Raw genomic sequence first — 24,382 nt, 5'->3', positions numbered from 1 at the left:
TGATCGCACCATCGGGAAACGGCAATATAAACACCTGTTAACGAATTGCCATGAGCGGGAAAGCTAAAACCATGCGGCGTCACCTTGAAGCCACAACAGAATCCTTCCCGATTGCCGGGACCTTCACGATTTCACGGGGTTCCAAGACGCAAGCCGAGGTCGTGACCTGCACCATAAGCGAGAATGGCATGACCGGACGCGGCGAATGCGTGCCCTATCGCCGTTATGGTGAGACGATCGAGGGCGTTCTGGAGGCGATTCGCGCCGCCACGCCGGCCATCGAACAAGGTTTGACCCGCGAATCGCTGCTCACCGAAATGAAGCCGGGTGCTGCCCGCAACGCCATCGATTGCGCTCTCTTTGATCTCGAGGCCAAGACGCGTGGCGTATCGGTCGCGGCTCTGCTCGGCGTCACGGATCTGGCGCCGATGGTGACCTGTTACACGATCTCGTTATCCGATCCACAGACCATGGCGACACAGGTTACCGCCAATGCCCATCGGCCGCTGCTGAAGATCAAGCTCGGCACGGAAAACGATGCGGAGCGCATCCGCGCCGTGCGTGCAGCAGCCCCCGACGCCCGCATCGTGATCGATGCCAACGAGGGCTGGACCGAGGCCAATATCGAACGTCATCTGGCGGTCGCGGCACAGGCCAATATCGAACTGATCGAACAGCCGCTGCCGGCCGGAAACGACGCCATTCTTGCCGACATCCGCCGCAAGGTGCCGATATGCGCCGACGAAAGCGTTCATGCCACGGCCGATCTTGCCGCGCTTCGCGACCGTTACGATGCCGTCAACATCAAGCTCGACAAGACGGGTGGCCTCACCGAAGGTCTGTTGATGAAGGCGGAAGCAAAGCGGTTGGGTTTCAAGATCATGGTCGGCTGCATGGTCGGCACGTCGCTGGCCATGGCGCCGGCAGTGCTGCTCGCCGACGGCTGCGAATACGCCGATCTCGACGGCCCGCTGCTGCTGGCGCGCGACCGCGTTCCGGGCCTGCGTTATGACGGTTCGCTGGTCAGCGCGCCACTGCCGGAACTGTGGGGGTAAAACATGACACTACACCGAAGTGATTGACTTGACGAAAGTCAGATGATCAAAAGATGACGAAATTTGTCATCAAAAGATCGACGGGAGGCGATCTCACGAAGGACGAGCGATCGTTTTCATGAGTTCCAGTCCCGTCGAACATGCTGCGCTTGCGGCCTATATCTCCCGCCCAACAGGCCGGAATGGCAAAAGCATAGGCCTTGTTGTCGCCATTGCGGCGCTTGCCGCCATCATCTGCTTCAGCCTTGCGATCGGTGCCCGGACTGTTCCCGTCAGCGATGTCGCGGCCGCGCTCATCTCGCCTGATTCCGGCATCGACAGCGAAACCATCTGGTCGCTGCGCCTGCCGCGCACACTGCTCGGCCTGATGGCGGGTATCGGTTTTGCACTCTCCGGCGCGCTGATGCAGGCGCTGACCCGCAATCCGCTCGCCGATCCCGGCATTCTGGGCATCAATGCGGGTGCCGCCTTCGCCATGGTGGTCGCCATAGGCCTGCTCGGCATCTCGCATCCGCTGTCGCTGATCTGGTTCGCCTTCGCCGGCACGGGACTGGCGGCCATCGCCGTTTATGCCGCTGCCATGGGCGGTCGCGCCGGTGCGACGCCCTTGCGGCTGACGCTGGCCGGTGTGGCCATCGGCTCCGTCTTGCGTGGCCTCACCTCGACGCTGATCTTTCTAGATCCCAACACCTTTGACCACATGCTGAACTGGGAAGTCGGCTCGCTCGCCATCACCGGCTACGACAACCTCACCTATACCGCGCCTTTTGTCGCCATGGGCATCGTGCTTGCGCTGATATCGGCACCGGTCCTCAACATCGTGGCACTTGGTGACGATCAGGCGCGCTCGCTCGGCGCCGGCCTCGGCCGCGCCCGCATCATGGTCGTGATCGCCGTCATGCTTCTGACCGGCGCCGCCACGGCCGCCGCCGGCCCGCTTGGCTTTCTCGGCCTGATGGTGCCCTACGTGGCCCGCTGGATCGGTGGCAACGACCAGCGCTGGATCTTTGCCTATACGCTGGTTCTGGCGCCGATCATCCTGCTCACCGCCGATATCATCGGCCGCCTCAGCATGCGCCCGGCGGAAATCCAGGTGGGTATCGTCACCGCATTCATCGGTGCGCCGGTGCTGATCTGGCTGGTGCGCGCCCGCAAGGTAACGGCCCTATGAACCTGCATCCCTCCTTCATGCGCCGGCGCCTCACCATCCGCGCCTTCGGCGATCGTGTCGGCATGAGCATCGACAAGCGGCTTCTGCTGGCCTACGCCATCTTCGTCACGCTTGCTTTCGCCATCGTGATCGCCGCCCTTGTCAGCGGACAGGTGCGCATTCCGGTCATGGACGTGATCGACGTGCTGCTGGGCAATGGCCAGCGCCGCACCCGGCTGGTCGTGCTCGAATGGCGCATGCCGCGCGCCGCAGCCGCCGCCCTCTTCGGGGCGCTGCTCGGCCTCGGTGGTGCCGTCTTCCAGTCGATCACCCGCAATCCGCTCGGCAGCCCGGATGTCGTAGGTTTCGATGCCGGGGCCTATACCGGCGCCATCCTCGCCATCACCTTTGCCGGCGGCGGCTGGCTGGTGCTTGCCGGCAGCGCCATCGCTGGCGGTCTGCTCACCGCCTTCGCCGTCTACCTGCTCACCTGGCACAAGGGTATTCAGGGTTTCCAACTGATCGTCGTCGGCATCGGCGTCAGCGCCATGCTCACCTCGGCCAATCACTGGATACTCATCAAGTCGACGCTGTCCACCGCCATGGCCGCCAACACATGGGGCATGGGCTCGCTTGCCAGGGTCAGTAGCCAGCAATTGCTGCCGGCGCTCTGGGTCGCCGTGCCCGTCATCATTGCGGCGCTGGTCCTGTCACGGCCGTTGCGGCTGATGGAAATGGGCGATGCGCGCGCCCGCGCGCTCGGCATCAGGGTCGAAACCGTGCGGCTGTCGCTGATGGCGCTCGCCATCGTCGCCACGGCACTGGTCACCGCCATGGCGGGCCCCATCCCGTTCGTGGCGCTGGCCGCCCCACCGATCGCCCATGCCATCACCCGCACGGCCGGCACGTCGCTTGCCGCCTCCATGCTGACCGGCGCGCTTCTCCTCTCCGCCGCAGATTACGTCGCGCAGCACAGTTTCAGTCCCATCCAGTTGCCGGTCGGCGTGGTCACGCTATGCATCGGCGGCGCCTATTTCCTCTGGTTGATCGTCAAGGAGGCCCGCCGCACATGACCACACACGCCGCCCCCCGCCTCGAAGCGCAGGCCGTCGAACTCGCCTACGGCAAGTCGGTCATTGCCCAGGACCTGACCGTCACGGTCCCGTCCGGCTCCTTCACCGCTATCGTCGGCCCCAATGCCTGCGGCAAGTCCACGCTCCTGCAGGCGCTGGCGCGGCTGCTTGCCCCCGGCAAGGGCTCCGTCTTGCTGGATGGCCGCGCCATCTCCTCCATCCCGACCAAGGAATTCGCTCGCAGCGTCGGCCTGATGCCGCAAAGCTCGATCGCGCCTGACGGCATCACCGTCACCGAACTGGTCGCCTGCGGTCGCTATCCGCACCAGAATTTTCTGCGCCAGTGGAGCCGGGCCGACGAACAGGCCGTTGCCGCAGCCATCCAGGCGACCGGCATGAACGATCTCGCAGCACGTCGTGTCAGCGAACTTTCCGGTGGCCAGCGTCAGCGCGCCTGGATCGCCATGGTTCTGGCGCAGGAAACGCCGCTGCTGCTGCTCGACGAGCCGACCACCTTCCTCGACATCGCCCATCAGATGGAACTGATGCTGCTGCTCGAAAAGCTCAACCGCGAACGCGGCTACACCATCGCCGCCGTCCTGCACGACCTCAATCAGGCCTGCCGCCACGCCACCCACATGATCGCCATGCGCGGCGGCCATGCGGTCGCTGAAGGTCGCCCCGCCGATATCGTTACCGAGGCGCTGGTGCGCGACGTATTCGGCCTAGACAGCATCATCATCGCCGATCCGATCTTCGGCACACCGCTGGTAGTGCCACGCGGCCTGCACGACAATTCCCACCCCGCCGTTTCAAAAGACTGACGAGAGGATAATGCCCATGCCCATTTCCCTGACGCGCCGCGACATGATCGCGGCCTCGCTTGCCTTCGCTGCCAGCACCGTCTTCACACAGGACGTTCTCGCGCAAGACACCATCACCGTCACCGACCTCATCGGCCCGGTCGAAATCCCCAAGGTGGCCAAGCGCATCGTCGTGACCGATGGTGATGGCGTGCTGCAGCCGGCCGTCGCGCTCGGCATCAAGCCGGTCGGCGCCTCGCGCCCGAATTTTACCGGTGGTTTCGCCAAGGGCGTGGCCGAACGCCTGCCCGCCGATATCGCTTACATCGGCACATCCGAGGAGCCGAATTACGAGGCCGTGCTCAACATGGAGCCCGACCTTATCCTGATGAGCAATGACGACCTGCCTGACCAGCAGGGCATGTACGACCGTTACAGCCAGATCGCTCCGACGGTGCTGATCGATGTGGACCAGAAGAACTGGCGCAAGGCGCTTGAAAGCATCGCGCAGGTGACGGGCCGCGACGCCGAGGCGAAAGAACTGCTCGACCGTTACGACAACCGCACCAAGGCCGTTCGCGCCATCATCGGCGACAAGGCCGGCACGGCAACGGTCGCCCGTGTTCGCACCAATCTTGTCCGCTACATGCTGCAGGACAATTCCTTCACATGGGCGGTGCTGAAGGATGTCGGCTTCAAGGCGCCGCCGCAACAGCAGGCCGGCGGCGACGATGCCTTCATCAATATCAGCCTCGAACGCCTCGATCTTCTCGAAGCCGACCTGATCCTGCTTCTGGAGGATGAAGGCGCCAAGGGTGCCGGCGCCATGAGCGAAAAACTGAAGGCGCTGCCGACATTCGCCAACCTGATGGGCGAAAAGATCGAGCTGCCGTCCGCCGACTTCCTGTTCGGCAACATTCTCACAGCCTTCAACCTGCTCGATTTTCTGGAAGCAAAATACAAGGCCTGATGCCTGAAATGACAATGGGCCGGTCACCATGACCGGCCCATATCAAATCTGCTGCTGCGAAGAATCAAGCCGCCTGCGTTGCCGACATCTCGCGTTCTTCCGGCGCCGGCAGCGCATGCACTTGCGCCGTCGCTGCAATCTGTCGCCAGGTGATCAGCTCGAACGAGCCGTCCATATGCTCGGCGATCGCCGTGCAGCTTTCCACCCAGTCGCCGGTATTGACGTAGTGGATGCCGTCGATGTCTTCCATCACTGCGTGGTGGATATGGCCGCAGATGACGCCATCGACTTCGGCGCGGCGCGCTTCGTCGGCCACCACGTTCTGGAATTCGCCGATGAAATTGACGGCCTGCTTGACCTGCAGCTTTGCCCAGGCCGAAAACGACCAGTAAGGCAGGCCAAGCCTGCGGCGGATGGCGGCAAGGCCGATATTGATGACGATCGCCGCGTCATAGGCCCAGTCGCCGAGATAGGCGAGCAGACGGATATTGCGCACCACGACATCGAACTGGTCGCCATGCAGAACCAGATATTTGCGGCCGTCCGCCGTCTCGTGGATGATACGGTCGGCAACTTCGATACCGCCGAAATGCACGCCCGGAAACGAGCGCAGGAATTCATCGTGATTGCCGGGAATGTAGATGATGCGGGTGCCCTTGCGCGCCTTGCGCAACAGTTTCTGCACCACGTCATTGCAATCCTGCGGCCAGTACCAGCTACGCTTCAAACGCCAGCCGTCGACAATATCGCCGACCAGCACGATCGTGTCGGCCTCGTGGTAGCGCAGGAAATCCAGAAGGAAATCCGTGCGTGCCGCCTTCGAGCCGAGATGCACGTCGGAGATGAACAGGGTTCTGAAATGTTTTGTTTCCATTTGCCCAGTCACGAAACCGCCCTTTCGTCGCGTCGTCCTGGCTCCTGAAAAACAGAGTCTTGTTTCACTAGCATGACAGAATGCCGCTTTTGCCCCGGTTCCCACCCTGAGTAACCTCAGCGCAACACGCCCGATCCCGAAATATCGTTATTGATCAATATGCGGCTGGACCCTCGGAACATTTGTTGTATTGAGGGACCTTCCAGAAGAAAATTGACCGAGGTCGCAATGACATCGAACATGTCCGATACGCCTGCCAACCCCGCCAGCAATGGCGAACTCGAAGAGCAGGCGCTGCATTTCCATAAATTTCCCCGTCCCGGCAAGCTGGAGGTCACCGCGACCAAGCCGCTCGGCAACCAGCGCGACCTCGCGCTCGCCTATTCGCCGGGTGTTGCCGCTCCCTGCCTTGCTATCCGCGACAATCCGGAAACCGCTGCCGATTACACGGCGCGCGCCAACCTTGTCGCCGTGATTTCCAACGGCACCGCTGTTCTGGGCCTTGGCAATATCGGCCCGCTGGCCTCCAAGCCGGTGATGGAAGGCAAGGCCGTCCTGTTCAAGAAGTTTGCCGGTATCGACGTTTTCGATATCGAAATCGATGCGCCGAAAGTCGAGGAAATGGTCTCGACCATCGCGGCGCTCGAGCCGACCTTCGGCGGCATCAACCTTGAAGACATCAAGGCACCGGAATGTTTCGAAGTCGAGCGCCAGCTGCGCGCGAAGATGAACATCCCGGTTTTCCACGACGACCAGCATGGCACCGCCATCATCGTGGCCGCTGGCATCCTCAACGGCCTGGAACTGGCCGGCAAGACCATTTCCGACGTCAAGATCGTCGCGTCCGGCGCCGGTGCGGCAGCGCTTGCCTGCCTCAACCTTCTGGTTTCGCTTGGTGCCAAGAAGGAAAACATCTGGGTCCACGATATCGAAGGTCTGGTCTATGAAGGCCGCACCGAGCTGATGGACGAGTGGAAAGCCGTCTACGCCCAGAAGAGCGACAACCGCGTTCTGGCCGACAGCATCGGCGGCGCCGACGTATTCCTCGGCCTTTCGGCTGCCGGCGTGCTGAAGCCGGAACTGCTGGCGCAGATGGCGGAAAAGCCGCTGATCATGGCGCTCGCCAACCCGAACCCGGAAATCATGCCGGAACTGGCGCGTGCCGCCCGTCCCGACGCGATGATCTGCACCGGCCGTTCGGATTTCCCCAATCAGGTCAACAACGTCCTCTGCTTCCCCTACATCTTCCGCGGTGCGCTCGATTGCGGCGCCACCACGATCAACGAAGAGATGAAGATGGCAGCGGTGCAGGCGATCGCAGCGCTGGCCCGTGAGGAAGTCTCGGACGTCGTCGCCCGCGCCTATTCTGGCGAGACGCCGATCTTCGGCCCGAACTACCTGATCCCCTCGCCTTTCGATCCGCGCCTCATCCTGCGCATTGCGCCGGCCGTCGCCAAGGTCGCCGAGGAGACCGGTGTCGCCACCCGTCCGATCCAGGATTACGACGCCTATCTCGATCAGCTGAACCGTTTTGTCTGGCGTTCTGGCTTTGTCATGAAGCCGATCTTTGCGACCGCCAAGGCCGCCGAAAAGAAGCGCGTCATCTTCGCCGAAGGTGAAAACGAACGCGTCCTGCGCGCCGTTCAGGTCCTGCTCGACGAACAGATCGCCATACCGACCCTGATCGGCCGTCCTTCGGTCATCGAGGCGCGGCTGAAGCGTTTTGGCATCCGTCTGCGCCCCAACGAGGATTTTTCCGTCGTCAATCCGGAAGACGATCCGCGTTACCGCGAATATGTCGACGACTATTTTGCGCTGGTCGGCCGCGCCGGCATCAACCCGGATGCCGCCCGCACGCTGGTGCGTACCAACAACACCATCATCGGTGCCTTGTCGGTCAAGCGCGGTGAAGCCGATGCGCTGATCTGCGGCCTCGAAGGCCGCTATGACAGCCACCTGCGCCACATCCGTCAGATCATCGGCATGCGCCCCGGCGCCTGCTCGCTGTCCGGCCTCAGCCTGTTGATCTCGCAGCGCGGCGCGATGTTCTTCACGGATACATTCGTGAACTACAGCCCGTCGGCTGCCGAGATCGCCGAGATCACCATTCTGGCGGCGCAGGAAGTGCAGCGTTTCGGCATCAAGCCGAAAGCAGCACTCATCTGCCACTCGAATTTCGGCTCGCGCGATTCGGACAGTTCCCGCAAGATGCGCGAAGCTCTGGCAATGGTGCGCGAACAGGCACCGCATCTGGAAATCGACGGCGAAATGCAGGGTGGCGCTGCTCTTTCGGAAGTGGTGCGCAAGCGCGCCATGCCGGACAGCACGCTGACCGGTGAAGCCAACCTGTTGATCTTCCCGAACCTCGATGCCGCCAGCATCTCGCTCGGCATCGTCCGCAACATGACCGATGCGCTGCATGTCGGCCCGATCCTCGTCGGGGCTGCCCTTCCGGCCCACATTCTCGGCCAGTCCGTCACCTCGCGTGGCGTCGTCAACATGACGGCGATCGCCGTTGCCGAAGCATCGCAGCCGACCCTGCCGGCCATCCTGGCGTAAGGCTGTTAGGACAATGTCAATCCGGAGGCGGCACCATCCGCCTCCGGACTTCGACAACCAGATGATGACGGCCCCTGCAATACGGGACCGAATGGAGGATGAAGGATGCGCCCTCACCGGCTGTTATCCCTGATCATGTGCTTAAGCCCGTTGCCCGCAATGGCTCAGGACAATGCCGCGCTTTGCGAAGACCTCTATCGCCGCCTTGCCAACGCACCTCACATCATCGGCAATACCAGCAATGTGCGTGAACATGCGCAGGCGCTGACCAAACAGAATATCGAGATCCGCAAACTGCGGTTGGACATGCGCCGCCATGAATGCGGCTCGATCAGCATCACGCCACTCGGCGGCCCCAATGATGCGGCCTGCCGCGTTCTGCGGCAGATGCTGAGCGGCATGGAGCAGAACCGTCAGGACATTTTATCGGCCCGCAATCAGGCCCGCAGCCTCGTTATCACCAATCACGAGACCAGGCTGATCCGCGCCGATATTCAGGCCAACAATTGCACACCGCCCGAATTTGACGCGACAACCGTCTCCGTCGACCCGCAGCAGGATTTGCCAGCGGCCGATACCGAAACCCCGGCCGACACATCGTCTTCCGTCGTCACGCTGACTGCGCCTAAAGAATCGTCGATCATCCAGTTCAACACACCGCCGCCTGTGGAAGAACAGGCCAAGGCGCCGGAACTGCCGCCTGTGCCGGAGCGCGACTATGATCCGTCGAAACCGGTGCGCATGGTCGGCCCGGTCTTTCTGCCGGATGCCTCCGATATCGATCTCGCCAACCCGGCCGACAGAAGCGCCCAGCAGCGCCAGTGAAGCCCGTCAGGCCTTGTCCTGCGGCCAGCGCCCCTCATGCACGAGGTCTGCCAACCGCAGACGCTCGCGCCAGCCTTTGAGCGCCAGTTCCGGCTCGCTGTAAAGCTGGTCGACATAACCGAGACAGAGCCAGGCGACGATCTCGACGCGTTCGGGAATACCGAGCAGCGCCTTGATGTCGGCATCGTGAAAGATGCTGACCCAGCCTACCCCGACGCCTTCGGCGCGGGCCGCGAGCCACAGGTTCTGCACGGCGCAGACGGTCGAATAAACGTCCATGCGTGGATTGTGGGTACGGCCCAGCACGACGGATCCCGCCCTGTCGGGATCGCAGGTGATGCAGATCGACAGAGGCGCCTTGCGGATGCCTTCGAGTTTCAGGCTGCGATAGATGTCGCCGCGTTCGCCGGAAAACAATCCGGCAGCCTCTTCGTTGGCGCGGGAAAACGCCTCGTGGGCTGCCTGACGCGTCGCCTCGTCGCGGATGAGGATAAAGCTCCACGGCTGCATGAAACCGACGGATGGTGCCGCATGCGCGGCTTCCAGCAACCGCTGCAGCAGATCATCCGGCAATGGCGTGGGCAGGAACTGGTCGCGCACGTCGCGGCGGGAATGAATGGCGCGGTAGACGGCCGCCAGTTCGTCGCGGGCAAACGGGCCAGCCTCGGCCAGCCCTTTTTCGGGGTTCGGTTTCGTCAGCATTCTTCAAAAATCTTCAGGTCAGCGGGAAATAACGGACATAGGCAAACTCGTCGCCACCGGGCGCCCAGTTGGGAGAGTTCATCGTTCCCTGCCCGCCAAAAAGATCGAACAGCGTCTCGACATTGCCGCCATCCATATCCATCAGACGCACCCGCACATCAAGATCACGCGGGTGGTCGAAAACGTCGCTGTCATAGGACACGAACACCACCTTGTCGCCCTTGGGCGACGGATGCGGGAACCAGTCGCCGTAATCGCTGTCGGTGATGCGCTCGGCAGCACCGCCTTCGGCCGGCAAACGCCAGATCTGCATGCGGCCCGTGCGGCTGGAATTGAAATAGATCCATTTGCCGTCGGCGGAAAAATCAGGCCCGTCATTGCGACCTTCGCCAAAGGTCAGCCTGCGTTCCTCGCCGCCATCGACCGGAATGGAATAGATATCGAAAACCTGATCGCGGATGCCGCAATAGGTGAAACGCGTCCCATCCGGCGACCAGCCATGCCAATAGGATGGCAGGTTCTTCGTCACCAGTTTCGGCTCGCCACCGACGGCGGGCAGAACATAGATCGCCGATTTATCGAATTCGCATTTGTCGGAAATGGCGATCAGCGTGCCGTCTGGCGAAATACCATGATCATTGTTGCATCGGATGGCGAAACCGGTATCGACCGGCTGCGGCACGCTCGAATCTTCCAATGCCAGCCGATACATGCGGCCATCGCAGTTGAGCATCAGATAACGCCCGTCCGGCGACCAGTTCGGCGCCTCGAAAAGCTGCTCCGTCTGCCACAGAACACGGCTTTCACGGGTACGGATGTTGAAGATCTCGATCGAGCTGCGCAGCAAATCCGGCACTCCTGTTCATCGTACCGGCACGCGTAACACACAAATCCGGCAAGGTCTCGACAGGCAGCGCCCAACTTTTCCCACGAATGCCGTGAGACGCGAAATGACAGATGCAAATTAGTTATCGCTAAAGAAAGGATTTGTTAATGGCTGCTTGGCATTATATTATCATCTTCGAATATAAAGCCAGTGCCGGACCCCACCCCCCAATCTAGCGGGCCGAGTATTCGAAGACTGTAATCGCGGGTTCCCCATCCACCCCGCGCCCGTCCTGTTCAGCGTTTCGCGTACGGGCAAACTGAAAAGGCCGGCGTCCACCCCCGACGCCGGCCTCTTTTTTGTTTCAAGCCAATACGAAATCAGACCGCAGCAGCAACCATGCGCTTTTCATCGCGGCCGGTCTTCATGCGCTCGGCCAGCAGGAAGGCCAGTTCGAGCGCCTGATCGGCGTTGAGGCGCGGGTCGCAATGGGTGTGGTAACGATCCTGTAGATCGGCGCCGGTCACCGCGCGTGCGCCACCGGTGCATTCGGTCACGTCCTTGCCGGTCATCTCGACATGGATGCCGCCCGGATGCGTGCCTTCGGCACGGTGGATCTGGAAGAAGCTCTCGACTTCCGACAGGACACGCTCGAACGGGCGGGTCTTGTAGTTGTTGAGCGTGATCGTGTTGCCATGCATCGGATCGCAGGACCAAACGACCTTGCGGCCTTCCTTTTCCACGGCGCGGATAAGTTTTGGCAGATGGTCGGCAACCTTGTCGTGACCGAAACGGCAGATCAGCGTCAGACGGCCGGCTTCGTTGGCCGGATTGAGGATATCGATCAGCTTGATCAGGTCGTCCGGCTGCAGCGAAGGACCGCACTTGAGGCCAAGCGGGTTCTTGATGCCACGGCAGAATTCCATATGCGCGTGGTCGGCCTGGCGTGTGCGGTCGCCGATCCAGATCATGTGGCCGGACGTAGCGTACCAGTCACCCGAAGTGGAATCGACGCGGGTCAGCGCTTCTTCGTAACCCAGAAGCAGCGCTTCGTGGCTGGTGAAGAAATCGGTTTCGCGCAGGCTCGGATTGTTTTCCGAGGTGATGCCGATCGCCCGCATGAATTCCATGGTTTCGGAAATGCGGTCGGCCAGCTTGCGGTAACGATCCGCCTGCGGTGAATCCTTGATGAAGCCGAGCATCCACTGCTGCACGTTTTCGAGGTTGGCATAACCACCCATCGCGAAGGCGCGCAGAAGGTTCAGCGTCGCAGCAGACTGGCGGTAAGCCATGATCTGGCGTTCCGGGTCTGGAATACGGGCAGCTTCGTTGAACTCGATGCCGTTGACGATATCGCCACGGTAGCTCGGCAGGCTGATGTCGCCCTGGGTTTCGATGCCAGAGGAGCGCGGCTTGGCGAACTGGCCGGCGATACGGCCGACCTTCACCACCGGCAGCTGGGCGCCATAGGTCAGGACCACGGCCATCTGCAGGAAGGCGCGGAAGAAATCGCGGATGGTATCGGCGCCGTGCTCGGCAAAGCTTTCGGCACAGTCGCCGCCCTGCAGAAGGAAGCCATTGCCTTCCGCCACGTTTGCAAGCGACTTCTTGAGCCGGCGCGCTTCGCCTGCGAAGACGAGCGGCGGCCACGTTGCCAGCTGCTGCTCGGTCTCGCGCAGCTTATCGGCATCCGGATAGTCCGGAACCTGCTGAATAGGCTTCTGCCTCCAGGTGCTCGGTGTCCAGTTCTGTGCCATGATACTCACCCAATCTGCACGTTATGGCCGTCCCGGCCATGGTGCCTTTCGAAATTTGAGGCGGCTTATAACCCTTCGCCTCCTCCTTGCATAGACCGGCGGTGCCGCCGATCGGTACGATCCGCCACCTGTGTGGCGGATCGGATAGTTTCGCGCCTTGCCGGCCTGATCAGCCCTCGACGCGTTCGCCGTTCTTGAGCAGGTAGCTCGGCTTGTACATCGTCACCAGTTCTTCCGAAGCGGTCGGATGTACGGCCATGGTGCGGTCGAAATCATCCTTGGTGCAGCCGGCCTTCAGCGTGATGCCGAGAAGCTGCGCCATCTCGCCGGCTTCGTGGCCGAGAATATGCGCGCCCACCACCTTGCGATCTTCGGCATTGACGATCAGCTTCATGATGGTGCGCTCGGTGCGGCCCGAAAGCGTCGCCTTCATCGGCCGGAATTCGGCGCGGTAGACTTCGACATTTTCGAACTTCTTGCCGGCTTCTTCTTCCGAAAGACCGACCGTGCCAATTTCCGGCTGCGAAAACACCGCCGTCGCGATCAGGTCATGATCCGGCGAGGTCGGGTTGCCGCGGTACTCGGTCTCGATGAAGCACATCGCCTCATGGATCGCCACAGGCGTCAGCTGCACGCGGTCGGTCACATCGCCCAGCGCATAGATATTTTCGACATTGGTGCGCGAATATTCGTTGACGATGATGGCGCCACGCTCGTCTGTCTTCACACCGGCAGCTTCCAGACCAAGACCCTTGGTATGCGGGTCACGACCAAGCGCCAGCATGACGGTTTCCACCTGCAGCGTTTCGCCGGCCTTGGTGCGTGCCGTCAGGCCGCCCGCCGGGTTCTTCGCCACATCCTCGATCACGTCGGTCAGCAGGATTCGGATGCCCTTGGCTTCCATCGCCGCATGCAGGCCGCGACGCATGTCGATATCGAAGCGCGAAAGAATTTCCTTGCCGCGATAGATCAGCGTCGTCTCGACACCGAGGCCATGGAAGATATTGGCGAATTCCACGGCGATGTAACCGCCACCGGCGATCAGGATCGACTTCGGCAGGGTTTCGAGGTGGAAAGCCTCATTGGAGGTGATGCACAATTCATGGCCTGGCAGCGAGGTATGCGGGTTCGCCGTGCCGCCGGTGGCGATGACGATACGATCGGCCGTCACCGTCTTGCCGGTGGCGGTGAGACGCACGGTATGCGCATCCACCAGCTCGGCGCGTGTTGCCAGAATTTCGGCACCGGCATTTTCCAGGCCGCGACGATAGAGACCTTCCAGACGGTCGATTTCCTTGTCCTTGGCGGCAATCAGCTTGCCCCAGTCAAAGGTGCTTTCACCAACGCTCCAGCCGTAACCGGCCGCATCCTCGAAATGCTCGGGGAACTGCGAGGCATAAACGAACAGCTTTTTCGGCACGCAGCCGCGGATGACGCAGGTACCGCCGAAACGATATTCCTCGGCAATCGCCACCTTCTTGCCGAGCGAGGCGGCAACACGCCCTGCCCGCACGCCGCCAGAACCGCCGCCGATGACAAAAAGATCGTAGTCGTAAGTGGTCGCAGCGGTGGTCATGAAAGGCTCCAGTCAGGAATTCGGGAGGGAGGAATCGAAGAGAACGGCATGGATATAATGTGCGATTTCGCAAATGCAAAAGCCCGGCCGAAGCCGGGCTTTCGATGAACTCGAATTTCGCAACCGCTTACGGCTGAGTCGGTGCCGGGTTGACGGCTTCGGCGCCCGAAGGCTGGCTCGGAGCAACCGCAACCACGTCGCGCAGCTTGGCTGTGCTCTGGTTGGTCAGATCACGCGAAATGCCATTTGCCCAGATCTCGGCGGCACGGCCCAGTTCGCGCTGAACCAGCGGCAGCGTGCTGAGGAATTTCTTGCCGGCAGGCGAGCTGTGGAAAGCAGCGATCGCCTTCAGCTCATCTTCGGTGAAAGCCTTGGCGTAAGCCGTTGCGGCTTCCTTTTCGAGATCGGAGCGACGCGCAGCCAGAGCGATGGCCTCGTTATCGACGGTCTCGGAAATCTTGTCCTGGAAATTCGGCGAGGACAGGATGAACTCGGCCTTCAGACGCTCGGCAAGGTTCGGCAGGATGTTGTCGAACTGACGGGTTGCCTCGATCGCATTGATCGTGTCACGCGCTGCCTGCAGATGCGAGGCGGAAATTTCCTGTGCCTGCGCACCGGCGCTGAGAGCGAGGCCGGAAACGAGCGTTGCCACTGCGGCAGCACGGCCAAAAACCGCTAGTCTGATCATGAAAGGTTAGCTCCTGTGTTGTTCGCTTTCAGCGTCCGCGCCCCTGCCGGCCCGGCAATGATCGCAAGCGACGCCATGTGAATGAAAAGCCCGTGCTCCACGACTCCAGGAATGGAGTTGAGGGCGCCTGCAAGCGCCTCTGCATCAGGAATACGGCCAAAAGATGCGTCAAAAATATGATGTCCACCGTCCGTGGTGAAAATGTCCTCACCACTGCGGCGCAGCTTCAGTTCACCGGAAAGTCCCAGCTTCGAAGCCAGTTTCTCGATGGCGATGCGTGTCGCCACGGAACCGAAGGGATTGATCTCGATCGGCAGCGGAAACGCGCCGAGTGTATCCACGACCTTGCTTTCATCGGCGATCACGATCATCCGCGCGGATGCGCCGGCCACGATCTTTTCGCGCAGAAGCGCGCCGCCGCCACCCTTGACGAGGCTCAGATTGGCATCCAGCTCGTCGGCACCGTCGATGGTCAGATCGAGTTCCGGCAGTTCATCAAGGGATTTCAGCGGAACACCGAGTTCGACGCACAGTCGCGCCGTGCGCTCGGATGTCGGCACGCCTTCGACCTTGAGGCCGCCTGCGACCTTTTCGGCGAGCAGGCGCACGAATTCTTCCGCCGTGGATCCGGTGCCAATGCCGAGCCGCATACCGTCTTCGACATGTTCAAGCGCGGCGGCAGCCGCCTTGATCTTCATTTCCCGGGCGTCCATGCGCGAGAAGCTCCCCTGTTCATCGTCCAGTCGTTTGGTCCGCTGCTGTTTACACGGCTCGTGCCATAAACAAAAGGCCCCGGATGTTACGTTTTCGACAGGCTTTTCATTTGATTGACGGCTTATGGTTACTTGGCCGCCATTTGCATTCGCTCACCGCTTTGCCTAAACCGGAAGCGCTGAACCACTTCATTCCCCTCCCCGCCAAACCTTCCCATGGCGTCAGAAATCCGAGGTATCCCGACGTGAAAGCTCCCCTGGTCGTCTTCGATCTCGACGGCACGATGATCGACACCCATGCCGATCTCATCGAAAGCCTCAACCACACGATCACCTCTGCTGGCCTTGAACCGGTGACCTATGACGACCTCACGCATCTGGTCGGCCAGGGTGCCCGCGTGATGATCCGCCGCGCCTTCGACCTGAAGAACACACCGCTTTCCGAAGATGATCTTGAGCCGCTGTTCGATCGCTTTATCGCCCATTACAAGGCCGGCATGCCGGGCAAGAGCCACGCTTATCCCGGCCTTACCGAATGTTTCGATCGCCTGCAGGCGGCCGGCATGACGATTGCCGTGTGCACAAACAAGCAGGAAACGCTGGCCCTGCCATTGCTCGAAGGACTTGGCCTCACGCGCTATTTCGTGGCTATCACCGGCGGCGATACGTTTGAGTTCCGCAAGCCGGATGCCCGCCACATTTTTGGAACGATCGAAAAGGCCGGCGGCGACCCGGCCCGCAGCGTGATGATTGGCGACAGCGTCAACGACATCCTCGCCGCCCACAACGCCAATGTCCCGTCCGTCGGCGTCAGCTTCGGGTATTCGGACGTGCCGGTGGCCGAACTCAATCCGACGGCGATCATCGACGGTTTCGATGAACTGACGCCGGAAATGGTTCTGCAGCTGATCGAGAAAAAATAGCGATTACGAAAAAGGGCGCCGAGGGCGCCCTTTCTGCATTCTATCGTTTCGCAGGCATCACGCCTGCGGATTGCGTGCCTTGGATGTCGCTGCCAGCGCCTTCATGGTCGCCACATCGCGGTCATATACGTCGCCAAAGTATTCGACCTTGCCGTCCTTGTTCGGCCATGCCGTGAAATAGGCAACATAGACCGGGATGTCGGCGGTCACCGGAGTCGGCGCATTGCGACCATTGGCGATGCGGGCATCGACTTCCTTCTCGCTGATGCCGAGCAGTGCTGCAGCCATCTTGCGCGGTTCGGCCAGACGTACACAACCGTGGCTCAGCGCACGCATGTCGCGCTTGAAGAAGCTCTTGGCCGGGGTGTCGTGCATGTAGATGGCATGCGCGTTCGGGAAGAGGATCTTCAGATCACCCAGCGCATTGTCGCTCGACGGCGGCTGGCGAACGGAGATGTTGTTGGTCGAGCTGTACCAGTCGACGCTGGTCGACGATACGGCACGGCCGTTGACGGCGACTTCATAACCCTGGCGATCGAGATAGCTGGGGTCCTTGCGCAGCTTCGGCACCATCTCGTTGACGATGATCGACTGCGGCACGCCCCAGGACGGGTTGAACTCGACGGTCTTGATCTTGTCCTGGAAGAAGAAGGTCTGGTGCGCCTTGGAGCCGATCACCGAGCGCATGGAGAACTGTTCCGTGCCGTGTTCGTAATAGGCGACGCGGAACGATGGCTGGTTGATCATGACGTGGCGATCGCCCAGATCAACCGGCAGCCAGCGCAGCTGCTCCATGGCAACGATCAGCTTGCCGACCTTGTCCTCGTTGCTGTCGCCGATCAGCGCACGCACGGTGCCGCGACCGATGACGCCATCGGCGCTCAGACCGGCTTCCTTCTGAAAGTCCTTCACGAAGGCAACCAGTTCCGGTGTGTATTCCGGCGTCTGCTGGTAGGTGGCGATCACCTCCGCCTGACGTGTCTTGAAGTCTTCCGATGCCTTTTTCTGGATCGCAGCGACAACGTTGGACAAGTCCGGGCTGCTCATGCCGGGCTTCAACAGCAGGTCGTCCGGCAGCTTGATGGCGTCGTCCTGCTCGGAAGCGACGCGCAGCTGCGCCAGCTCGTTCCTCAGTGCCTTGAACTCGGCATTATTGGGCGCCAGACCGTCGAGATAGGCAGCAACGTCAGGTGCCGTCTTCGCGCCATCGATGATGGCGGCAAGCTGCACCGGCTTGCGCTTGAAATCGTGGAACTCGGAAATGCGGTTCGGGTCGAGACGGCCACGCACCATGTCCTGCGCAAACAGCATGACCTTGGCGGACAGCGCCACGTCGAACTGCATCAGCTCTTTCGCATGGCTGTCGTCGAGGACTACCTGCGGTGCTGCCGGCTCGGTCACGGCCGGCTGGGTGGCCGGTGCGTTTTCCACAGCAACCGGCGGAACGGTTGCGGCAGGTGCCTGCGCCGCGGCCGGAGCAGTGGCTTCAGCGGCAGGCGCTGCTTCGGTCGTGGTAACCGGCGCCGGTTCGGTGGTCACAGCAGGTGCCGTTTCCGTCGTTGCAGCCGTTGCTGCCTCGGCAGTGCCGGCCGGCGGTGCGGTCTGCGCAGACGTTGCCGGTGCGGCCTCGGCCGTGTTCGTTGTCGAATAGGTTTTTACGGCGTCGGGAGCATGAGCACCCGAAGCGTCAGGCGAAACGCTTGCGGTCGTCAGCTGCGGCTCGTCGACAGCGTAGTCGGCCGGATCGAGACCGTAATCGGCAGCCTTCTTCAGCGTTGCCAGAACGGCGCGTGCCCGTTCCGTCAGCTCACCATTTTCCACCCACAGCGGGGCACCGTTGCGCGCATAATAGGCTTCGACGGCCGTTGCGACCTCGGCCGGCGCGGAAACGCGGGCCTCAGCCAGGAAACGGGTCTGGTCGGCTGCAGACGCAGCGGCAAAACCGGTGGTCTTCACGGCGCGCAGAGCATCGGCGCGGTAAGTGAAGTATTTTGGCGGGGCGACCTTCGGCAGCGGCTCCGGATCACGAATGGCGCGCTCGGACGGAATTTCGGTGACCACGCCCGGCAAATTCCTGGCGCTCTGTTCACGCGAGCGGCCCTTCAGCATGTCCATCAGCGTGTAGGCCTGAGCATCGACCGGCAACATGGCGCCGCCCAGCATCGAAATCCCCGAAAGCAGCGCGAGCGTGGTGGTGGTCTTCCGCAATTTCAGCAAGGTATTCCCCGTTCTAGCTCTACGATCATCGCGATTCGCTTGATGATCGTCCTCGAATAAATGCGGACACGTCTGTAGCCGAACATGCGCGCCATGAAAAGAAAACGAAAACGTGACAACAGCCACTCGCTCGACGGACCGTACGTCAAATCGTTTCCAGAACCTTAAGAAAACATTCGTTAAATTTTTACTGACATCCGCAATTCTTTCCAGTTCCGAGATTTTCTCGCAAAACCTCTATTCACCGCATCGTGGCAATAATGGCACGAACACCACCGCAAACAGGGTAAAACCCCGATTTCTCGCAGTCTTCAACAGCCCTCTTCCGCTTGCAGTCATTTGACAATGGTATAGAAATGCGCCGCCGGCTCAGGCTCATTTTCACCTTCATTTATTCAGGCCGGCAAGTTCAACCCGCGACGGCGGGCGATGGGAGACAGAGGCATATGACGACGAACCGCACCGAAACCGATACGTTTGGCCCGATCGAAGTTCAGAACGACCGCTATTGGGGCGCACAGGCCCAGCGCTCGCTCGGCAATTTCAAGATCGGCTGGGAAAAACAGCCGCTGGCCGTCGTTCGTGCGCTCGGCATCGTCAAGCAGGCAGCAGCCCGCGCCAACATGGAGCTTTCCGGTCTCGACGCCACCGTCGGCAAGGCCATCGTCGATGCGGCGCAGGAAGTGATCGACGGCAAGCTCGACGACCACTTTCCGCTCGTCGTCTGGCAGACCGGTTCCGGCACGCAGTCGAACATGAATGCCAATGAAGTGATCTCCAACCGCGCCATCGAAGTGCTCGGCGGCGTGATGGGTTCGAAGAAGCCGGTACACCCGAACGATCACGTCAACATGAGCCAGTCGTCGAACGACACCTATCCGACGGCCATGCACATCGCCTGCGTCGAGACGATCCACCATCACCTCCTGCCGGCGCTGAAACACCTGCATCAGGCACTCGAGGCCAAGGTCAAGGCATTCGCGCATATCATCAAGATCGGCCGCACCCACACGCAGGATGCAACGCCGCTGACGCTCGGTCAGGAATTCTCCGGTTATGCCGCGCAGGTGGCGTCCGCCATCGCCAATATCGAACTGACCATCCCGGCCCTGTCCAAGCTCGCCCAGGGCGGCACCGCCGTCGGCACCGGCCTCAACGCACCGATCGGTTTTGCCGAGAAGGTTGCTGACGAGATCTCCAAGATCACCGGCCTGCCCTTCGTCACCGCCCCGAACAAGTTCGAGGCGCTCGCCTCGCATGACTCGATGGTGTTTTCGCACGGCGCCATCAATGCTGCTGCCGCTGCCCTCTTCAAGATCGCCAACGACATCCGTTTCCTCGGCTCCGGCCCGCGCGCCGGCCTTGGCGAACTGTCGCTGCCGGAAAACGAGCCGGGCTCGTCGATCATGCCGGGCAAGGTCAACCCGACCCAGTCGGAAGCCCTCACCCAGGTCTGCGCCCACATTTTTGGCAACCACGCGGCACTCACCTTCGCCGGCAGCCAGGGGCATTTCGAGCTCAACGTCTACAATCCGATGATGGCCTATAACTTCCTGCAGTCGGTGCAGCTGCTCGGCGACGCCGCCGTGTCCTTCACCGACAATTGCGTGGTCGGCATCGAAGCCCGCGAAGACAACATCCGCAAGGGTGTCGAAAACTCGCTGATGCTGGTGACGGCGCTCAACTCCAAGCTCGGCTACGACGCCTGCGCCAAGATCGCCAAGACTGCCCACAAGAACGGCACGACGCTGCGCGAAGAAGCAGTCGGCGGCGGTTACCTGACGAACGAAGAGTTCGACCAGTATGTCCGCCCGGAGAACATGATCGGCCCGAAGTAACGTTCGCCGTTACACCTGATCACACCATAGACGTGAAAATCAGCACCGACTCATGGACAGCCATGAGCCGGTGCAACTCTTTCGGGAAATACCTTTTCTGGTCCTATTTAGAAATAGACTAAAGAAAAAACACCGCACGCCTTGCAATTCAAGGCTTGTCGCGATTATCAGAATCTAAGTATTACGTCGTGGAAACCATATTTTTAATCTTTTCCCAAGACTTTGACCCTAATCATAGGTTTAAATTTGGGTGGGACCACGGGAGTAGCCGATGAACACGGCGACAGCGCAAAAGGCGCATGCTTCTGATTTAGCTGGGCAGATCGTTTATGCATTGAGGTCGATGGGCGTTGCTCCTATTCCTCGCAATTACCAGCTTTTCTATGAAGCTTATATCGGCAGCAATGCACAGCTGTCGCGAGAGCTTGTTGCGCTCGGCACACGGGCAACGCAGGAAGAACTTGATCATCTGGCCGACGAGTATCTCGGCCGTCCGCAGGCGGTGGTCATCGAGCGCGCCCATACGCGGCTCGCGATTGAACTTGAAGGTGTTTTGCGGGTGATCCGGCAGGAACAGACTTCGCTGGAAAGCTACAATCGCCTGCTCGAGGAAACCGCCTCACGCATCAACACCAAATCCCATTTCTCCGCAGACCTCCTTGCGAGCGCCATTGACCTGCTGACCTCAGCGACCGGCGACACCATGGCACATGGCGAAAAGACGGTCGAAAATGTCGCGCAGCGCTCGCAGGAAATGGACGATGTCCGCAAGGAACTCGACGAATACAAGCGCATAGCCAACACGGACTCGCTGACGCGGCTCGCCAATCGCCGCGCCTTCGACGAAAAACTGGCATCGCTTTACGACGATCAGATGAGCCTTGCGGTGACCGCGCTGATTTTGGTCGACATCGACCATTTCAAGCGCATCAACGACACTTACGGCCATCCGGTCGGCGACAAGATACTCGCCACGGTCGCCTCTGTCATCCGCAGCAATGTCCGCAAGGATGTCTTTGTCGCCCGCACGGGCGGCGAGGAATTCGCAATGATCATTCAGGGCAATACGCCCGAGGAGGTCCTTGCCAACTGCGAACGCGTGCGCCACGCGCTCGAAAGCCGCCCCTTCCGCAACTCGCGCACCGGCGTCGATTACGGTCCGGTGACCATTTCGCTTGGCTTTTCCATGGCCGTCCAGGCCGAGGATCCGGGCCAACTCTACGAGCAGGCCGACGTCGCGCTTTATTGCGCTAAGGGCAATGGCCGCAACCGCACCCAGATCTTCGAAGAGGGCATGCGCAAGGATTATCTCGGCAAAGGCTGGCTGATCTACAAGAAGTGATCGACCAGCCGGCCTTCCATCACCACATCGTGGCGGCAGCCCTTGCCGCCCATTCGCGGTCATAGGTTTCCTTGTCGAAATCCGCCTTGGCCGCTTTCAGCAACGTACCCGGCGTCGGCAGGTTCTTCGGATCGACGAACCGTTCCGGGTTCCACAATTCCGATCGCATCAGCGCCCGCGCGCACTGGAAATAAACCTCCTCGATCGTGACGACCGTCACGCTGCGCGGATGTTTGCCATCCATTTCAAAACTGTCGAGCAGCGACGGTTTCGCCGACACCACTGCGCGGCCGTTGACGCGCATCGTGGTGTTCGATCCGGGCACGAGAAACATCAGAGCTACCCTCGGATCGCGCACGATGTTTTCCAGCGAGTCGATACGGTTGTTGCCGCGCCAATCGGGCAGCGTCAGTGTGCGCTCGTTTTCGACGCGCACTACGCCACCGAGATCGCCGCGCGGCGAACAGTCCATGCCCTCAGGCCCGACAGTCGCCAGCGCCACGAAGGGCGAGGCCTCGATCATCTGCCGGTATTCAGCCGTCAGGTAATCGGTGACCTTGACCATCGATGCCGGGCTGCTCTCTCCGTAGATCTCGCGCAGCCCCTCGATCGAGGTAATGATTCCGTCCTGCGCACTCGCACTCATGTCGTCGCCTCTTTGACTGCTGCCTTTTCCGCTGCCTTGCGTTCGCGTTCTCGCGCCGTCTTGGCGGCGATGATATCGGCGGGCTGGGCATTGCCCTTGATCAGCGAACGGCCGGCATAAATGCCGCCGACCTGTTCCATGGCAAAACGCTCGCGGTCGATCTCGCGGAATTCCTCCACCATCTGAGCCACAAGCTCTTCCTCCTCGCCCAGCACCTGCATGACCTCGCCGGAAAAATCGAGTGCGGATTCGTAGGTTTCGCGGATCTGGTAATCGACGCCGGCCTTGAGCAGATCGATGGCGTGGCCGCGGTCATAGGCGCGCGCCAGAACCGGCACCAAGGGATATTCTTCCTTGACGATTTCGGCGATCTTGATGGCGGCTTCCCTGTCATCGATACAGATGAGGATCGCCTTGGCGGTGGCCGCACCCGCGGCATGCAGGATTTCCGGCCGCGAGCCGTCGCCGTAATAGACCTTGAACCCAAAATCGCCCGCATCGCGCACGAATTCGGCATCCTTGTCGATCATCGACAAAGTATAGCCGCGCGCCAGCAGAGGCTGGCTGACAATCTGGCCGAAACGGCCGAAACCGATGATCAGCACGGTGTTCTCGATGTTTTCCGGCTCGGTGAGACCGCTTGTGTCAACGGTCGGCTTGGGCGCCAGACGCACGTAGATCGCCACCACCAGCGGCGTCACCGCCATGGAGATCACGACGGTCGCCGTCAGCACTGCATTGGTATCGGCATCGAGAATGCCGACGGAGGCAGCCGCGGCATAAAGCACGAAGGCGAACTCGCCGCCCTGCGCCATCAGGATCGCACGTCCCAGGCTTTCCGCATGCGGCGCCCTCAAAAGCCGCGCCACGCCATAGATGATCACGCCCTTGACGATCATGTAGGCGATCACGGCAAGAACCACATGGCTCCAGTTGGCAAAGATCACCGCCAGATCGACGGCCATGCCGACGCCCAGGAAAAACAGGCCGAGCAGGATGCCACGGAACGGCTCGATATCCGCTTCCAGCTGATGGCGGAACGAGGATTCCGACAGAAGCACGCCGGCCAGAAACGCGCCCATGGCCATGGAAAGACCTGCAAAATCCATCAGCAATGCCGACCCGAGCACCACCAGCAGGGCGGCCGCCGTCATCACTTCGCGGGCGCCGGACTGGGCGAGCAGACGGAAGAACGGGTTGAGCAGGTAACGCCCGGCGATCACCAGCGCGGCGAGCGCGGCAAAACCGATGCCCAGCGATTGCAGCCGCTCGACAAACGACACCGTCTCGCCCTGCGGCGCCAGAAGCGCCACGATGGCCAGCAGAGGCACGATGGCCAGATCCTCGAACAGCAGGATCGAAACGATCCGCTGCCCCTTGGGCGTATGCAGGTGATTGCGCTCCTGCAGCATCTGCATCACGATCGCCGTCGAGGTCAAAACGAAGCCGGTACCGGCAACGAAGGCGACCGGCGCCGATTGCCCGAAGGCAAGGCCCACTGCCATCAACGCTGCGATACAGACGAGAACCTGCAAAGCCCCCAGTCCAAAAATGTCCTTGCGCATGTTCCACAGCCGCGACGGCTGCATTTCAAGGCCGATGATGAACAGGAACATCACCACGCCGAGTTCGGCGATATGCAGTATGGCCTGCGGATCCGATACCAGTTTCAGCCCGAATGGGCCGATGACCAGACCGGCAGCGAGATAGCCGAGAACGGAACCCAGGCCCAGCCGCTTGAACAGCGGCGCGGCAATGACGCCCGCCCCCAGCAGTGCCACGACCTGGACCAGTTCTCCCGCATTCGATTCTGCCGCCACTCTGTTACCCCTCTGTTTCGTTTCG

General features: G+C 61.1%; 20 protein-coding genes. 10 read left to right on the top strand and 10 right to left on the bottom strand.

Translation table 11 applies throughout. The features are described from left to right. The first annotated feature begins 71 nt into the window (after window positions 1-71). The 5 genes from dgcA to EDF70_RS12285 all read left to right on the top strand — a co-directional run bounded on the left by dgcA (window position 72) and on the right by EDF70_RS12285 (window position 5,051). Window positions 72-1,055: an N-acetyl-D-Glu racemase DgcA gene (gene dgcA / locus EDF70_RS12305; protein ID WP_132273579.1), complete on the top strand. Its 984-nt coding sequence runs from the start codon at window positions 72-74 to the stop codon at window positions 1,053-1,055. 118 nt (window positions 1,056-1,173) lie between these two features. Further along, window positions 1,174-2,226, top strand: coding sequence for an iron chelate uptake ABC transporter family permease subunit (locus tag EDF70_RS12300; RefSeq protein WP_132273578.1), 1,053 nt, complete (start codon window positions 1,174-1,176; stop codon window positions 2,224-2,226). Further along, a complete protein-coding gene (locus tag EDF70_RS12295) occupies window positions 2,223-3,278 on the top strand; it encodes an iron chelate uptake ABC transporter family permease subunit (RefSeq protein ID WP_245519128.1) in 1,056 nt (351 codons plus the stop codon). The genes EDF70_RS12300 and EDF70_RS12295 overlap by 4 nt, the downstream gene beginning before the upstream one ends. Further along, window positions 3,275-4,102 (top strand): ABC transporter ATP-binding protein, encoded by an 828-nt coding sequence (locus tag EDF70_RS12290; RefSeq protein WP_132273577.1) that lies wholly within the window; start codon window positions 3,275-3,277, stop codon window positions 4,100-4,102. Before EDF70_RS12295 ends, EDF70_RS12290 begins: the two co-directional genes overlap by 4 nt. A gap of 16 nt (window positions 4,103-4,118) precedes the next feature. Further along, window positions 4,119-5,051 carry an ABC transporter substrate-binding protein gene (locus tag EDF70_RS12285; RefSeq protein ID WP_165931999.1) on the top strand — a complete coding sequence of 311 codons (933 nt, stop codon included), beginning with the start codon at window positions 4,119-4,121 and terminating at the stop codon, window positions 5,049-5,051. Between the two features lie 64 nt (window positions 5,052-5,115). Here the strand turns inward: EDF70_RS12285 and EDF70_RS12280 are convergent, their stop codons facing one another. Then, the gene (locus EDF70_RS12280) at window positions 5,116-5,925 is read right to left on the bottom strand and encodes a UDP-2,3-diacylglucosamine diphosphatase (RefSeq protein WP_165931998.1); all 810 of its coding nucleotides are present in this window, start codon (window positions 5,923-5,925) and stop codon (window positions 5,116-5,118) included. A 228-nt stretch (window positions 5,926-6,153) separates the two neighbouring features. Here EDF70_RS12280 and EDF70_RS12275 point away from each other — a divergent pair, with 228 nt between their 5' ends. Together EDF70_RS12275 and EDF70_RS12270 are read left to right on the top strand one after the other, a co-directional pair. Further along, window positions 6,154-8,484: an NADP-dependent malic enzyme gene (locus EDF70_RS12275; RefSeq protein ID WP_132273574.1), complete on the top strand. Its 2,331-nt coding sequence runs from the start codon at window positions 6,154-6,156 to the stop codon at window positions 8,482-8,484. A 159-nt stretch (window positions 8,485-8,643) separates the two neighbouring features. Then, window positions 8,644-9,309, top strand: coding sequence for a hypothetical protein (locus EDF70_RS12270; RefSeq protein ID WP_132273573.1), 666 nt, complete (start codon window positions 8,644-8,646; stop codon window positions 9,307-9,309). Between the two features lie 6 nt (window positions 9,310-9,315). On the opposite strand, the gene bluB is transcribed toward EDF70_RS12270, so the two are convergent. The 6 genes from bluB to rpiA all read right to left on the bottom strand — a co-directional run bounded on the left by bluB (window position 9,316) and on the right by rpiA (window position 15,571). Continuing rightward, a complete protein-coding gene (gene bluB, locus EDF70_RS12265; RefSeq protein ID WP_132273572.1) occupies window positions 9,316-10,011 on the bottom strand; it encodes a 5,6-dimethylbenzimidazole synthase in 696 nt (231 codons plus the stop codon). Window positions 10,012-10,024: 13 nt separating this feature from the next. Continuing rightward, on the bottom strand, window positions 10,025-10,855 hold the full coding sequence (locus EDF70_RS12260) for a TolB family protein (RefSeq protein ID WP_132273814.1): 831 nt from the start codon (window positions 10,853-10,855) through the stop codon (window positions 10,025-10,027). Window positions 10,856-11,217: 362 nt separating this feature from the next. Continuing rightward, the gene (locus tag EDF70_RS12255; RefSeq protein ID WP_132273571.1) at window positions 11,218-12,594 is read right to left on the bottom strand and encodes a 3-deoxy-7-phosphoheptulonate synthase class II; all 1,377 of its coding nucleotides are present in this window, start codon (window positions 12,592-12,594) and stop codon (window positions 11,218-11,220) included. 169 nt (window positions 12,595-12,763) lie between these two features. Beyond that, on the bottom strand, window positions 12,764-14,170 hold the full coding sequence (gor, locus tag EDF70_RS12250; protein WP_132273570.1) for a glutathione-disulfide reductase: 1,407 nt from the start codon (window positions 14,168-14,170) through the stop codon (window positions 12,764-12,766). Between the two features lie 127 nt (window positions 14,171-14,297). Continuing rightward, the gene (locus EDF70_RS12245) at window positions 14,298-14,858 is read right to left on the bottom strand and encodes a DUF2059 domain-containing protein (RefSeq protein WP_132273569.1); all 561 of its coding nucleotides are present in this window, start codon (window positions 14,856-14,858) and stop codon (window positions 14,298-14,300) included. Further along, on the bottom strand, window positions 14,855-15,571 hold the full coding sequence (gene rpiA / locus EDF70_RS12240) for a ribose-5-phosphate isomerase RpiA (RefSeq protein WP_132273568.1): 717 nt from the start codon (window positions 15,569-15,571) through the stop codon (window positions 14,855-14,857). Before rpiA ends, EDF70_RS12245 begins: the two co-directional genes overlap by 4 nt. A gap of 245 nt (window positions 15,572-15,816) precedes the next feature. Between rpiA and EDF70_RS12235 the strand changes: the two genes are divergently transcribed. Further along, window positions 15,817-16,494, top strand: coding sequence for an HAD family hydrolase (locus tag EDF70_RS12235; RefSeq protein WP_281033584.1), 678 nt, complete (start codon window positions 15,817-15,819; stop codon window positions 16,492-16,494). A 57-nt stretch (window positions 16,495-16,551) separates the two neighbouring features. Here EDF70_RS12235 and EDF70_RS12230 read toward each other — a convergent pair whose 3' ends face one another. Beyond that, window positions 16,552-18,711, bottom strand: a complete 2,160-nt coding sequence (locus EDF70_RS12230; protein WP_245519127.1) for a L,D-transpeptidase family protein — start codon at window positions 18,709-18,711, stop codon at window positions 16,552-16,554. 446 nt (window positions 18,712-19,157) lie between these two features. Here EDF70_RS12230 and fumC point away from each other — a divergent pair, with 446 nt between their 5' ends. Then, window positions 19,158-20,549 carry a class II fumarate hydratase gene (gene fumC / locus EDF70_RS12225; RefSeq protein WP_132273566.1) on the top strand — a complete coding sequence of 464 codons (1,392 nt, stop codon included), beginning with the start codon at window positions 19,158-19,160 and terminating at the stop codon, window positions 20,547-20,549. Between the two features lie 271 nt (window positions 20,550-20,820). Then, a complete protein-coding gene (locus tag EDF70_RS12220) occupies window positions 20,821-21,891 on the top strand; it encodes a GGDEF domain-containing protein (RefSeq protein WP_132273565.1) in 1,071 nt (356 codons plus the stop codon). A 19-nt stretch (window positions 21,892-21,910) separates the two neighbouring features. Here EDF70_RS12220 and EDF70_RS12215 read toward each other — a convergent pair whose 3' ends face one another. Together EDF70_RS12215 and EDF70_RS12210 are read right to left on the bottom strand one after the other, a co-directional pair. After that, the gene (locus EDF70_RS12215; RefSeq protein WP_132273564.1) at window positions 21,911-22,537 is read right to left on the bottom strand and encodes a pyridoxamine 5'-phosphate oxidase family protein; all 627 of its coding nucleotides are present in this window, start codon (window positions 22,535-22,537) and stop codon (window positions 21,911-21,913) included. Further along, entirely contained in the window at window positions 22,534-24,357 is a 1,824-nt protein-coding gene (locus EDF70_RS12210; protein ID WP_132273563.1) for a monovalent cation:proton antiporter-2 (CPA2) family protein, read from the bottom strand. The genes EDF70_RS12215 and EDF70_RS12210 overlap by 4 nt, the downstream gene beginning before the upstream one ends. Between the last annotated feature and the right edge of the window lie 25 nt (window positions 24,358-24,382).

This window comes from Neorhizobium sp. JUb45, assembly GCF_004343585.1.
Lineage (GTDB): Bacteria > Pseudomonadota > Alphaproteobacteria > Rhizobiales > Rhizobiaceae > Neorhizobium.
This window is presented reverse-complemented; position numbering and strand designations above follow the sequence as displayed.

Coding starts and splice junctions, on each gene's coding strand:
- EDF70_RS12285 (WP_165931999.1), top strand. CDS start 4,119: ATGCCCATTTCCCTGACGCGCCGCGACATGATCGCGGCCTCGCTTGCC.
- EDF70_RS12280 (WP_165931998.1), bottom strand. CDS start 5,925: ATGGAAACAAAACATTTCAGAACCCTGTTCATCTCCGACGTGCATCTC.
- EDF70_RS12300 (WP_132273578.1), top strand. CDS start 1,174: ATGAGTTCCAGTCCCGTCGAACATGCTGCGCTTGCGGCCTATATCTCC.
- bluB (WP_132273572.1), bottom strand. CDS start 10,011: ATGCTGACGAAACCGAACCCCGAAAAAGGGCTGGCCGAGGCTGGCCCG.
- EDF70_RS12255 (WP_132273571.1), bottom strand. CDS start 12,594: ATGGCACAGAACTGGACACCGAGCACCTGGAGGCAGAAGCCTATTCAG.
- fumC (WP_132273566.1), top strand. CDS start 19,158: ATGACGACGAACCGCACCGAAACCGATACGTTTGGCCCGATCGAAGTT.
- EDF70_RS12290 (WP_132273577.1), top strand. CDS start 3,275: ATGACCACACACGCCGCCCCCCGCCTCGAAGCGCAGGCCGTCGAACTC.
- EDF70_RS12275 (WP_132273574.1), top strand. CDS start 6,154: ATGACATCGAACATGTCCGATACGCCTGCCAACCCCGCCAGCAATGGC.
- EDF70_RS12245 (WP_132273569.1), bottom strand. CDS start 14,858: ATGATCAGACTAGCGGTTTTTGGCCGTGCTGCCGCAGTGGCAACGCTC.
- gor (WP_132273570.1), bottom strand. CDS start 14,170: ATGACCACCGCTGCGACCACTTACGACTACGATCTTTTTGTCATCGGC.
- rpiA (WP_132273568.1), bottom strand. CDS start 15,571: ATGGACGCCCGGGAAATGAAGATCAAGGCGGCTGCCGCCGCGCTTGAA.
- EDF70_RS12295 (WP_245519128.1), top strand. CDS start 2,223: ATGAACCTGCATCCCTCCTTCATGCGCCGGCGCCTCACCATCCGCGCC.
- EDF70_RS12220 (WP_132273565.1), top strand. CDS start 20,821: ATGAACACGGCGACAGCGCAAAAGGCGCATGCTTCTGATTTAGCTGGG.
- EDF70_RS12215 (WP_132273564.1), bottom strand. CDS start 22,537: ATGAGTGCGAGTGCGCAGGACGGAATCATTACCTCGATCGAGGGGCTG.
- dgcA (WP_132273579.1), top strand. CDS start 72: ATGCGGCGTCACCTTGAAGCCACAACAGAATCCTTCCCGATTGCCGGG.
- EDF70_RS12270 (WP_132273573.1), top strand. CDS start 8,644: ATGGCTCAGGACAATGCCGCGCTTTGCGAAGACCTCTATCGCCGCCTT.